The organism is Paraglaciecola sp., from assembly GCF_030730205.1.
Taxonomy (GTDB): domain Bacteria; phylum Pseudomonadota; class Gammaproteobacteria; order Enterobacterales; family Alteromonadaceae; genus Paraglaciecola.
On the sequence record NZ_JANQVQ010000019.1, the window covers coordinates 97,564 to 110,278 of the forward strand.

Consider the following 12,715-nt stretch of genomic DNA (forward strand, 5'->3'; position numbering starts at 1 on the left):
GGGCCTTTGAGAATATAAATAATAGTCTTCCCCAGCCAATACCAGCGTAAACTAGAGTGACTAGCCCCAACGCTGGCTATGTGCAGTTAAGGCGGGGAGAAATGCTGAATGATGTCAGCGCACCACGTTTAGCGGAAGTACAATACCTACTATTAGTTCGGGCTATGGCTCTGCAAGCCTGTGCACTAAACAACCCTCAATTAATCAAAGCGCGTTTTCCTGTTTTCTAAACCCCTATATTACAAGCTTATTAAAGGCACTTATTAGCGGCTTACCCGGGCCCTGTACTGTCAATATGATTTTAAACGTGCATAAAAATAGAGCTGTCATTTTATGCATGCTATTTAGTCGTTTTCTGCTATATAAGACTTTTAAACATACTATTAACATCTTCGTCACGTAATCGGTTTTACTTTCCATTTATTGGCGTTCCTTGGCTCAAGCTCAACAATTAGCTTGGTGTTCAGGCATGCGAAGTTTGCCGATCAAACTAACGGATAGTCATAGATGAACCACAGTCCCGCTACCTTACTAAATGATAGTGCCATGAGCCGTCTGCAACTCATGGCCGTTATTATTTGTATTGCACTCAATGCTTTAGATGGCTTCGATGTACTGGCCATCAGTTTTGCTTCTCCTGGGATCGCTGCTGAGTGGGGCATTAATCGTGCTGAACTTGGGGTAGTGCTAGCCATGGAAATGTTTGGTATGGCGACCGGCTCAGTCATTTTAGGTCATGCAGCTGACCGCTTTGGCCGTAAACCGACTATTCAATTTTGTCTTGTCTTAATGACTTCGGGTATGTTTCTAGCTGCCTTAGTGGACACTATAAATCACTTGTTGTTAGTGCGTTTTCTAACAGGTCTTGGTATTGGGGGTATGTTGGCCTCGACGAATGCCATGGTTGCAGAATTTGCCAATCAAAAATACCGGCATTTGTGTGTCATCATCATGGCAACTGGTTACCCCATTGGCGCCATTATTGGTGGTTCAGTGGTATCAGTCCTACTTGAAACGCATAGTTGGCGTTCAATATTTATCTTTGGGGGCAGTGTTACTGGTGTGTTTATGTTTATAGTCGCTTGGTGCTTACCAGAATCGGTTGAGTACTTGTCTAATAAACAGCCGCCACACGCCTTAAAACGAATAAATATTATTTTGCAAAAAATGGGTCATGCCAGTATTGAGCAGCTGCCCAGCAAAGTGCATCAAATTAAACAGTCTAGTTTTAAAGTCTTGGCCTCAAAAGAGTTTCGAGCACTGACCCTGTTGTTAATGCTGGCTTATTTTGCACAGATCATGACTTTCTATTTTATTCTCAAGTGGATCCCCAAATTTGTAGTCGACATGGGATTCGAACCTGCCAATGCGGGTCAAGTACTCGTGTGGGCAAACGTAGGCGGTGCTATTGGCGCAATTTTGCTAGGCTTAATGGCCAGCCGTATCAAGCTGCGTCGACTGCTAATTGTCGTGTTGGCCTTATCTTTTGTCATGGTCTCAATATTTGGTATGGGCTATTCCTCCTTGAGTAGTTTGGCCATTGTTTCAGCCGCAACCGGCTTTTTCACCAATGCTGGTGTAGTGGGTTTATATGCCTTAATGGCGCAAAGTTTCCCCTCAGATGTTCGAGCCAGCGGCACGGGCGTGGTGATTGGTTTTGGTCGCGGCGGCGCAGCGTTAAGCCCCATCATAGCTGGCTATTTGTTTACTGCGGGTGTTGGTTTGCAAGGTGTAGCCATGGTAATGGGAGCAGGTGCCTTAGTTTCGGCAGTGGCCATCATTTTGATTGGACTCAGACAGAAAAAACACGGCTCAAGCCCAAAGTTGGTAGTAACACAGAATCTCAGTTAGGTGGCAACACCTTAGAATAAGTAAAAAGGTAAGACAATGACAAATTTTAAGAGAATGAATCCACTTACAGGTGAGTTAGCCAGCGAAGCCTTAGCGATGCAAGTCACAGATATGGCAGCGATTGCACAAAACGCCCAACAAGGTTTTAAGCAGTGGTCACTTGTCGGTCCAAATGGACGCCGGGCTATATTGAATAAAGCAGCTGGCGCACTTGAAGCTCGTCAAGATGCTTTTGTTGCCGCGATGATGAGCGAAACTGGCTCGACAGCCGGCTGGGCTATGTTTAATTTAGGCTTGGCTGCCTCAATGTTGCGCGAGGCAGCCTCTTTGACGACCCAGATTAGCGGGGAGATTATTCCCTCAGATAAACCAGGCTGTTTGGCCATGGCCCAGCGAGTCCCGGTTGGCGTTATTTTGGGTATAGCACCTTGGAATGCGCCAATTATTCTTGGCGTGCGGGCAATTTCAACTGCATTGGCTTGTGGTAATGCCGTGATATTGAAAGCCTCTGAGATTTGCCCGCATACCCATTCGTTAATCATTGAAGCCTTAGCAGACGCTGGATTTCCGGAAGGTACAGTTAATATTGTCACCAATGCCCCAGAAGATGCGGGTGATGTGGTAGGGGCCCTTATTGATCATCCAGCCGTTAAGCGTATCAACTTCACCGGCTCTACGGCCGTAGGACGCATTATAGCTCGCCGAGCCGCTGAAAATCTCAAACCTTGTTTGCTGGAACTAGGCGGCAAAGCACCCATGCTGATATTAGCCGACGCTGATCTTGATGAAGCAGTAAAAGCAGCCGCTTTTGGCGCGTTCATGAATCAAGGACAAATTTGTATGTCTACCGAGCGCTTAATTGTAGTGGATGCCGTGGCAGACGACTTCGCACAACGCTTTAAACAGAAAGTGCACACTATGCCCACCGGCGACCCTCGTGAAGGCAATACCCCATTAGGTGCGGTTGTTGATGAAAAAACCGTTTTAAAGGTCAATAGCTTAATCGAAGATGCGGTATCTAAAGGAGCAACTATCTTAGTAGGCGGTACAAGTCGCTCTGTACTGATGCAAGCCACCGTGATTGATGGCGTGACTAAAGATATGGCGATATACAGCGAAGAAAGTTTTGGACCTGTGGTGGCGATCATTCGAGCCAGCGATGAGCAGCAAGCCATCGATATTGCCAATGATTCTATTTATGGCTTAAGCGCCGCGGTGTTTACTCAAGATGTAGCACGAGGAATGACCATTGCCACAAAAATCAATAGCGGTATTTGTCATATCAATGGGCCAACGGTTCACGATGAAGCACAGATGCCCTTTGGTGGGGTTGGTGCCTCAGGGTACGGCCGCTTTGGTGGTAAAGCCGGTATCGATCAATTCAGTGAACTGCGCTGGATCACGGTAGAGACTCAAGCGGGTCATTATCCCATCTAAGGTTAACGTAAACCTTGCACCGCAACTTAATTAAAACACATTCAATTGATATAAAGGAAAGTCCAATGAGCACTGAAAGAACCGAACAAGAAACCGTGGCGTTTGTGGTAGAAAATAACATCGCTTGGGTGAAATTTAATCGCCCTGAAAAACGTAATTGCATGAGTCCAAAGCTGAATCGCCAAATGCAGCGAGTACTCGACGAGTTGGAGTTTCGCGCTGATGTTGGCGTCGTCGTACTAACAGGAGAAGGCACGTCGTGGTCTGCAGGGATGGATTTAAAAGAGTACTTTCGTGAAAACGAAGGCAAGGGTTTAGGCGCAACCCGCCAAGCCCAGCGTGAAGCTTACGGTTGGTGGCGCAGCTTGCGTTGGTATCAAAAACCCACTATTGCCATGGTAAACGGTTGGTGTTTTGGTGGTGGTTATGGTCCATTGTTTGGTTGTGACTTAGCATTTGCAGCGGAAGATGCCACCTTTGGTCTAAGTGAAATCAACTGGGGCATACTACCTGGTGGTGGTGCCAGTAAAGTGGTGGCTGATTTAATGCCTCTGCGTAAGGCAATGTATCATGCCATGATGGGTGAAAATATTGACGGTAAAACGGCAGTTGAGTGGGGTTTGGTCAACGAAGCCTTGCCAAGTGAACAACTAAAAGCGCGAGTTGAAGCGGTATGTAAGGTATTACTTGCAAAAAACCCAGTGGCATTGAAAGCGACCAAAGACGCCATTCGTCGTGTAAAAGAGATGACTTACGACAATGCCGAAGATTATCTAATTAGAGCGCAAGAGGCAGCAAACAGTTACGACAATGAAGGGCGTAAAGAGGGGATTAAACAATTTATTGATGATAAAACCTATAAGCCTGGTTTAGGCGCATATGATAAGAGCAAGCAAGGCGCTTAAGGGAGACGACAAACCATGGACTTTCTGACTTTTCAGGCATCGTTTCGCCCCGACAGTTTAGCGGTACAAGACCTTACTTTTGAGCGTCACTGGAGCTACAGCGAATACAACTTGTTGGTCGGCAAGTTCGCGGCGTACTTGTTACAACGAGGGATAAAGCGCGGTGACAGAGTGGCATGTGTAAGTAAAAACCGGGCAGAAGTCATTGCCCTGCATTTTGCCTGTGCAAGATGTAAAGCGATTTTTGTCCCTTTAAATTGGCGTTTATCCCTGTTTGAAATTGAAGGTTTGCTGGCCGATTGTGAACCGGCTCTTGTATTTGGTGATGAGAAAGCCGCAGAAATAGGCATTGCTTTTGAGCCTATTCAAAATCTTATTAGCGATACCCAACATTTGCCTGTGGATAGCGCATTAGAATGTGATAACGATGCAGCTTGTTTGATTTTGTACAGCTCTGGTACCACAGGGCAACCTAAGGGGGCGATTCACACTGAAGGCACCTTGATGGAAACCATTCTGAATTCGACGATGTTGTATCAAGTTGACCAGCACAGTGCGTTTTTAAATGAGTCGCCTATGTTCCATATTATTGGCTTAATTTCTTCGGTACGACCTGTATTGTATAATGGCGGTAAGTTGGTTATTTCAGACGGATTTATTCCAGAACGTACTTTAGAGCGCATGTCTGATCCAGCTCTAAGCATCAGCCATTATTTTTGTATACCACAAATGGCCAATGCACTTCGACAAGTAACGGGTTTTGATCCCGCCAAGTTAAAAAACCTAAAAGCCTTATTAACCGGTGGGGCGCCTCATCCTGAAGTCCAAATTAGACGGTGGCTCAATGATGGTATTCCTATTGTTGACGGTTACGGTATGAGTGAGGCAGGCACTCTGTTAGGTATGCCCCATCAACTCAACTTAATTGATCACAGCGCCGGTAGTGTCGGAACGAATACCCCAAGAGTCTCCATTCGTTTGCATGATGCACTCGGTAAACCCGTTGAACCGGGTGAGGCAGGGGAGGTGCAGCTTAAAGGGCCTAATCTGTTTATTGGTTATTGGGGTAAAGAAGCGTTATACGCCAATAGTTTTACCGATGATGGCTGGTTCGAAACAGGTGATATTGCGGTGCAAAATGCGCAAGGTTATTACCGTATCGTAGACAGAAAAAAAGACATGTTTATTTCAGGGGGCGAAAATGTGTTTCCTGCTGAAGTAGAAGCTATTGTGTTAAAGCACCCCCAAGTATTTGAATGCGCGATGATCGGCGTACCCGACGAAAAATGGGGTGAGGTAGGGCATTTGTATGTTGTATGCCAAAAGGACATCAAGACCCTTGATAGCGATGGTTTGTTGCATTATTTGTCGGCCCATTTAGCCAAATACAAAATACCTAAAGCGGTGATTGTGCTGGAAACCTTACCCCGTAATGGCGCCGGTAAAGTCATTAAACACGCGCTGAACGCTCACGCGGCTAAGGTGTAATAAGGTGTGGCACTTGCCACACTCATTGCTATAAACGACGAATGACAGAATGAAACAGCGAGGACAATGCACCTCGCTTTTTTATTGCGTTTTCATCTCATGCTTTAGTTATTATTTCATATACATAAGTATGAGTGCTCTGATAGTAAGAATTGAGGGATTTCGCTATAACTTCACCCATTAACTGCTTGTCGTCTTACCTTGCAATACCAGCAAAATTATAACAAAAGAGAATAAAATGCATGTTGCTAAGCCTACTCATTTGACGCCCCAAGCTGGTTTTACCTTGATCGAATTGATCATGGTTATTGTGTTACTGGGCGTATTAGCGGCAACCGCGGCTCCTCGCTTCATTAATGTCAGTAGTGAGGCCAATACTGCCGTTTTGAAGGCCATGGGTGGGGCTATACGTTCAGCCGCTTCGATGGTGTATGCCAAATCACTGATCCAAGGTGTTAGTGGCTCAGTGTTGGCTAATATTGACTTAAATGGCGACGGTTCGCCCGATATTGAAACAAGATATGGCTACCCCAGTGGCTCGCGAGATATAGGGATTTCAAAAGCGATGGAAGACAGTTTAGCGACAGACTGGATGTGGTCTACTGATTACGCACGTACAAAATTTTATCTTACTAATGCGTCTTTCGTGCATACCTCAGGTCTTTATATTAACCAAGTCCCCATCGTCGCCACTAATTGTTATTTAATTTATCACCGCGCGGTCAATGCCCAAACACCTGCGACACTTGAATATGTCACCAGCGGATGCTGAAACACGCTCCTGTTGAGTTGTAGGGTTATCAAACCACGTCATACTTCTTAGCTTTGTCAGCAAGGCCTAAGGCATTATTCAATATCAGGGATCGCTCTATCACCAGCTTGAATTTTCAATAAGTAGCCATACACCAGCGGCAGGACATGGTGAAAGAAATACTCGCCAGTGCGCTTCTTGTGAAGGTATACATCCCTTAGTTGACTCGCTTCAATGACGCGCAGTGTTTTAAGCCATGCATAAGCCATCAAACCATAACCCATCACTTGCATCACGTCAGGGGCAACGTTGGCGGCGTATTCTACATCATCTAATTTAGCACGGGTCAGTAAACTGTTAACCATGACTTTTATCTCGCCAAGTAGCAAGGTCATTAGCTCTTTTTCCGCCCGACTATCGTCATGCAGAGCAAGCTCTTGTTCAATGATTTTCAGTAGCACGGTGATGCCTTGGCCTTGATCGGCAATGATTTTTCGTAACACCAAATCGTTGGCTTGAATTTCGTTTGTACCTTCATAAATCATCGCAATTCGGCTGTCTCTCAGTGTTTGACCGATGGGATATTCATTAACATAGCCATAACCACCAAACACCTGCAAAGCTGAACTTGCTAGTCTAAAGCCATGCTCGGTGGCAAAGGCTTTAATGATAGGCGTTAATACCGCTAATAATTGGCCAATGCGCTCTTTTTCGGCACCTTGGGTCGCAATAGTTTGCTCATCAATTAAGTGAGCAATCCAGAAGGCGACGATGCGCAATCCTTCACTAAACGCTTTGAGCTCATTGAGTTTGTGTTTTATTGCGGGATGGTGTTTGATTGCCACGGCTTTTGGGTCCTTATCTGCTGCAAAAGCATGGCGACTTTGCAGGCGCTCATTCGCGTAGTCAATTGCTTGTTGAGTGGCTGACTCCATATGGCCAATGCCATGCAGGCCAACCTGTAATCTGGCGGCATTCATCATAATAAACATATGGGATAAACCGCGATTGAGTTCGCCAACTAAATACGCTTTAGCTCCGTCAAAGGATACTGAACAAGTGGCACTGCCTTTGATACCGAGCTTGTGTTCGATACCGGTAATGTCGAGGTTATTCTTATCTCCTAAAGTGCCATCTTCATTAAGCACAAATTTGGACACTAAAAATAACGACAAGCCCCGCGTCCCAGGTAAACTGTCAGGGGTTCGGGCCAACACTAAATGTAAGGTGTTTTCAGTAAGGTCGTGGTCGGCCCCAGATATAAAAATTTTGTTGCCTGTCACTAAATAACTGCCATCAGTTTGCTCAACAGCCTTGCTTTTGATAAGCCCCACATCACTGCCTGCTTGGGGTTCAGTAATGTCCATGCTTACCAGCCATTCACCGCTGACTATTTTGGGTAAGTAACGTTTTTTAATGGTTTCAGAGCCATGTGCATGTAAACATTCATAAGCGCCATGAGTGATCCCTGGATACATAAACCAAGCATGATTGGCCCCAGCCATCATTTCCATTAAGGCCGTATTTAATAGCAAAGGGAGGCCTTGCCCACCGTAGTGCTCATCGCAGGCCAAAGCTGGCCAACCGCCGTCGATGAAGGCTTGGTAAGCGGCAGGAAAACCATCAGGGGTAAGTACTCGGCCGTTTTCTAGCCGGCATCCTTGATTGTCGCCAGAAGCATTAATCGGTGCCAATTCACCTTCAACAAAGCGCCCGGCTTCAATCATAATTTGTTCGATTAATGCCTTATCAAGATCTTGCCATAATTCGGCACCTTGCCAAGAGGTTGTAGCGTCTAACCAGGTATTGATTACAAATAATGTGTCTTCAACAGGGGCTTTGTACTGCCACATAGGGCTCTCCAATAGGTAAATAAATGGATGCCGTGCACAGGAATTGGCTGTTGCTTAAATCAAAAAGGGGGGCATATCAAAGATATACCACCTTACCAGCAATAAGGCTCGACGATAACTCAGATGTTAACGACTTGTAATAGCTGACGGAATGGCAGATAACGACGAAATGATTGACATAAATTGCCATGCTAATTTTTTTGCAAGTAAAAACAGGTTAAGCAACAAAAAACCGGTAGAGGCAAACATCAATAATAAGCGAAAGAGGCTGGGCTAGAGCTCAACCTTCCTTGCTTACGCATCGTTTAGAGCGGGAAAACATTTATCAATTTTTAAGCAAATTTCGCTGCACAATCGATAATCCGTTGTCGCAGCCAGCGGTGCATAGGATCGTTTTCAAGGGTAGGGTGCCACATCATATTTTCTTTTAACTTTGGTGTTTCAAAGGGTAATTTAACTATTTTGACGGCTTCGCGCTGGACATGCATTTCTGCAAAATGGCGTGGCAAAATGGCAATTCGATCTGTGTTAAGTAAGGTGTAGATCATGGTGGAAAAATCGTTAGTGATCACTTCTACCCGTCGATTAGTTTCCATTGTATGAATGAGCCATTGCTCAATACTCAAGTGGCTGGCGCGAGCAAATCCCACTGATATGTGGCCAAGAGAGTTAAACTCTTCCATGGTCAGCTCTTTGTCTACCCGTTTATTGTTAATGTCTGCAATACACACTAGCTCATCGCTCACCAGCGGGGTGTTGGGGTAGGCATCTAACATAACTGCTTCCGGCGCCATCATAATATCAGCCCCGCCTTTGGCCAACACATTCACTTCATGGGCAAAGGGCGATAAAAATTCAAAGGTCACGCCCGGTGCAGATTGAGCCACATCGGCCAATACATGCCTTAATAACACCTGAATAATGTAGTCAGAGGCAATAATTTTAAAATGCCGTTCACTTTGCTCAGGATTATTGGCTTTTCTGCCAATGATAGAGCCCCTCACGGTTGCAAGCACGCCAGCTACAGGGCCCTGTAGCTCGAGGGCAAACGGGGTAGGCTGCATTTTTTTACCAATCTGAACTAATAAGTCATCTTCGAAAAAAGCGCGCAATCTCGACAAAATACCACTGGTGGCAGATTGCGATAAATGCAGTCGTTCTGAGCTTCGCGTGATGTTTTGCTCTTCAAGTAAAATGTCTAAGGCAACTAATAGGTTGAGGTCGAGTTGTTCAAATCTCATTGTGTGCTCTCGCAAAAAGGGGCTTTGGTGCTGCTTTGAGTAAATAGCATAAAGCGCATATTTAGGTATCTGTTTTTCTGATGGTTGTTATCTAAACATTCAATTTTTTGGATTGCAAATTTTAAATTAACATTGAACATCAAATTAATTGATTAAATTTTAACAAAATAAGCCGGATCCTAAGTATGAAATTAGCTTCGCTAAAAACAGAACATCCAGATGGCAAACTAGTGGTGGTTGCAAAAGATCACGGCAGCTTTGTTGACGTGACTGATATTGCTCCAACCATGCAATTCGCACTCGACAATTGGGCAAGCTGCAGCGAAGCCTTAAAGGCGAAGTATAAAAGCCTGAATGATGGTCTTGAACCTAACAGTTCGACTTTTACTAGTCAGTCGACTTATGCCCCTTTACCTCGCTCGTGGCAGTGGTTAGATGGTTCACTTTTTCTTAATCACGGCCATTTGATGCAACAGGCTTTTCATCTTGATCCTATCGCTGATGCAGACAAATATCCGCTGGTTTATCAAGGTGCCGGTGACAGTTTTCTGGGCGCTAAAGATGACATAGTCGTGGCTGACCTAAAACACGGCATTGACTTTGAAGGTGAATTTGGCGTGATTGTGGATGCCATTCCTATGGGCAGCTCTGCCGAGTATGCGCTATCTAAAATTCGTTTGGTGGTGTTGCTCAATGACATCAGCTATCGCGCCTTAGGCCCCCGAGAAATGAAAACCGGCTTTGGTTTTGTCCAAGCAAAAGGGGCAACGGCTTTTGCTCCCATCGCCTTAACCCCAGATGAGTTAGGTGAATCTTGGCAAAATGGTCGAGTATGTTTGCCTTTACAAGTAAAAAGAAATGGGCAAGTTTTTGGTGAGCCGCTGGGGCAAGAAATGCATTTTGGCTTTCATGAATTAATCGCTCATGTTGCGCAAACTCGCCCAATTAAAGCGGGTACCGTATTTGGCTCGGGTACAGTATCAAATGCCGATCCTGCCAAGGGCCAAGCCTGTATTTCAGAATTACGTGCTAAAGAAATGATCCAACATGGCGCGCCACAAACACCGTTTATGCAACAAGACGAAGTGGTAAGTTTTAATGCTATTGATGCAAGTGGTAACAGTGTATTTGGTGTAATAGAACAGCGCGTGACCCTCAGTCCTGCTAGTGAGAGTATTTAATGTTTAATCCAAGAAATTTTACCATTATTGACCTATCCGTCACCTTAGACAATAACCCTTATACCGATCCACCTCCTTTGTTACCTAAAATCGATTATATGGATCACCAACAGGGCTGGCCTGAAATGGGCGCCATGTTTCCAGGTTTAACCAAAGCGCAAATGCCAGGTGATGAAGCCTGGGCGGCGGAACGTTTAGATATCACTACCCATAGCGGTACCCACATGGATGCGCCTTGGCATTACGCTTCTACCACTGATGGTGGCAAGCCGGCTTTTGGTATTGATGAATTGCCTCTTGAATGGTGTTTTCAGCCCGGCGTAAAACTGGATTTCAGGCATTTGGAAGACGGTTACATCGTTACTGCCCAGGACGTTGAAGATGAATTGGCCCGCATAGGTCATGACTTACAACCACTGGATATTGTGGTGGTGAATACCCGTGCAGGTGAGTTGTTTGGTCAGCCAGGCTACCTTGATGCGGGTGTTGGCATGGGCCGCGAAGCCACCATGTATTTATTAGAGCGTGGCGTAAAAGTAGTGGGCACTGATGCTTGGAGTTGGGACGCACCCTTTAAATTTACCCGCGAGCGTTTTGCTGAATCTGGAGATGCGTCAATCATCTGGGAGGGTCACAAAGCCGGTCGTGATATCGGTTACGGACAAATGGAAAAACTCAGCAATTTAGAGAGTTTGCCTTCCACTGGATTCTTGGTTAATTGTTTCCCTTACAAAATTAAACACGCGTCAGCGGGCTTTTGCAGAGCCGTTGCATTAATTGAAAAATAACAAAGCTATACAAATTAGCCTGTGTTTTAAGGCTAACAAGTAAAAAAGGATAAAAAGATGTTTAAGTACTTTCCAACCAACTATGTGTGGAATCTATCAGTTAATCTAGCCATAGAAATGGGCTCTCGTATCGGTGAGATTGAAGAGATGTGTGGCCCCTTGCAAGATGCCGCTAAATCACCAGATAAAGAAGGTGTGCAAGCCTTTAGAGACACCTGGGCCAAGATGTCCGACAAACTTTGCGGTTTAGCAGAAGAAGATTTAGCTTTAGGGCGCACCTTATCAGCAGGCTATAAATATAATCGTGCTGCTACCTATCTTATTACCTGTGAGCGTCTTCAGGCCCATGGCGCCCCCGGCAGAACAGAGCTGTATAAGCGGTCGTTAGAGTTATTTGAAAAATCCATCGAGCTTAGTAAAGAAAACTGTGTACGCGTTGAAATTCCCTATGAAGGCAAACACCTATCTGCCCTGTATGTCAGAGCCGAAGGAGTAGAAGGGCCAGCGCCCATCTTGATCCAAATTAACGGCCTTGATTCCTCCAAAGAAATGAAATACCGCGTGGGTTTACCAGGTTGGTTAGCTGAGCGTGGGGTTTCATCACTAGTTTTAGATCAGCCTGGTACCGGTGAAGCCTTAAAATTACAAGGTTTGCATGCACGTTATGACACAGAGCATTGGGCCAGTGTGGTGGTTGACTGGCTAGAAAAACATGATGAAGTAGACAGCAAACGCATAGGTATGGAAGGCGTGTCTTTAGGTGGTTACTACTGTCCACGTGCCGTCGCGAATGAGCCTAGATTGGCTCTAGGTTGTGTGTGGGGTGCTAACCATGATTGGCGTGATGTGCAAAAGCGCCGCTTAGAAAAAGAAGGTGACTTCCCTGTTCCGCATTATTGGGCGCACGTGCAATGGGTATGGGGCGCTAAAGACATGGACGACTTTATGAAGATTGCTGAAAACGTGCACCTTGATGGCCAAATAGAAAAAATTAAAGTGCCGTTTTTGGTGACGCATGGCTTAAAAGATTCGCAAATCCCTCTTAAATGGGCCGAGCGCACTTATGAGCAGCTAGTTAATAGCCCTAAACGTGAACTTAAAATATTTACCGAACGTGAAGGTGGCGTGCAGCATTCAAGCTTTGATAACAGTTCGAACGCTGGTACTTACATCGCTGATTGGGTTGCAGAAACCTTTAACGAATTAAAACAAAAGTAGGA

Annotated in this window: 11 protein-coding genes; 9 read left to right on the forward strand and 2 right to left on the reverse strand. The window is 45.4% G+C overall.

Annotated features, from left to right (window positions below):
• Window positions 1-101 precede the first annotated feature (101 nt).
• The 6 genes from NWQ57_RS01820 to NWQ57_RS01845 all read left to right on the forward strand — a co-directional run bounded on the left by NWQ57_RS01820 (window position 102) and on the right by NWQ57_RS01845 (window position 6,453).
• Window positions 102-230 (forward strand): hypothetical protein, encoded by a 129-nt coding sequence (locus NWQ57_RS01820; protein ID WP_306020251.1) that lies wholly within the window; start codon window positions 102-104, stop codon window positions 228-230.
• A 277-nt stretch (window positions 231-507) separates the two neighbouring features.
• Window positions 508-1,851 carry an MFS transporter gene (locus NWQ57_RS01825; protein WP_306020252.1) on the forward strand — a complete coding sequence of 448 codons (1,344 nt, stop codon included), beginning with the start codon at window positions 508-510 and terminating at the stop codon, window positions 1,849-1,851.
• A 36-nt stretch (window positions 1,852-1,887) separates the two neighbouring features.
• A complete protein-coding gene (locus tag NWQ57_RS01830) occupies window positions 1,888-3,288 on the forward strand; it encodes an aldehyde dehydrogenase (protein WP_306020253.1) in 1,401 nt (466 codons plus the stop codon).
• Between the two features lie 65 nt (window positions 3,289-3,353).
• Complete coding sequence (locus tag NWQ57_RS01835) at window positions 3,354-4,193, forward strand: p-hydroxycinnamoyl CoA hydratase/lyase (RefSeq protein WP_306020254.1); 840 nt, start codon at window positions 3,354-3,356, stop codon at window positions 4,191-4,193.
• A gap of 15 nt (window positions 4,194-4,208) precedes the next feature.
• The gene (locus NWQ57_RS01840; protein ID WP_306020255.1) at window positions 4,209-5,681 is read left to right on the forward strand and encodes an AMP-binding protein; all 1,473 of its coding nucleotides are present in this window, start codon (window positions 4,209-4,211) and stop codon (window positions 5,679-5,681) included.
• Between the two features lie 238 nt (window positions 5,682-5,919).
• Complete coding sequence (locus NWQ57_RS01845; protein WP_306020256.1) at window positions 5,920-6,453, forward strand: type II secretion system protein; 534 nt, start codon at window positions 5,920-5,922, stop codon at window positions 6,451-6,453.
• 74 nt (window positions 6,454-6,527) lie between these two features.
• On the opposite strand, the gene NWQ57_RS01850 is transcribed toward NWQ57_RS01845, so the two are convergent.
• Together NWQ57_RS01850 and NWQ57_RS01855 are read right to left on the reverse strand one after the other, a co-directional pair.
• Window positions 6,528-8,285: an acyl-CoA dehydrogenase family protein gene (locus tag NWQ57_RS01850; RefSeq protein ID WP_306020258.1), complete on the reverse strand. Its 1,758-nt coding sequence runs from the start codon at window positions 8,283-8,285 to the stop codon at window positions 6,528-6,530.
• Between the two features lie 332 nt (window positions 8,286-8,617).
• Entirely contained in the window at window positions 8,618-9,526 is a 909-nt protein-coding gene (locus tag NWQ57_RS01855; protein ID WP_306020261.1) for a LysR family transcriptional regulator, read from the reverse strand.
• Between the two features lie 185 nt (window positions 9,527-9,711).
• Between NWQ57_RS01855 and NWQ57_RS01860 the strand changes: the two genes are divergently transcribed.
• The 3 genes from NWQ57_RS01860 to NWQ57_RS01870 are packed head-to-tail and all read left to right on the forward strand — an operon-like array spanning window position 9,712 to window position 12,713.
• On the forward strand, window positions 9,712-10,707 hold the full coding sequence (locus NWQ57_RS01860; RefSeq protein WP_306020262.1) for a fumarylacetoacetate hydrolase family protein: 996 nt from the start codon (window positions 9,712-9,714) through the stop codon (window positions 10,705-10,707).
• Window positions 10,707-11,495 (forward strand): cyclase family protein, encoded by a 789-nt coding sequence (locus NWQ57_RS01865; RefSeq protein WP_306020263.1) that lies wholly within the window; start codon window positions 10,707-10,709, stop codon window positions 11,493-11,495. Before NWQ57_RS01860 ends, NWQ57_RS01865 begins: the two co-directional genes overlap by 1 nt.
• A gap of 57 nt (window positions 11,496-11,552) precedes the next feature.
• Window positions 11,553-12,713, forward strand: coding sequence for a S9 family peptidase (locus NWQ57_RS01870; protein ID WP_306020264.1), 1,161 nt, complete (start codon window positions 11,553-11,555; stop codon window positions 12,711-12,713).
• Window positions 12,714-12,715 lie beyond the last annotated feature (2 nt).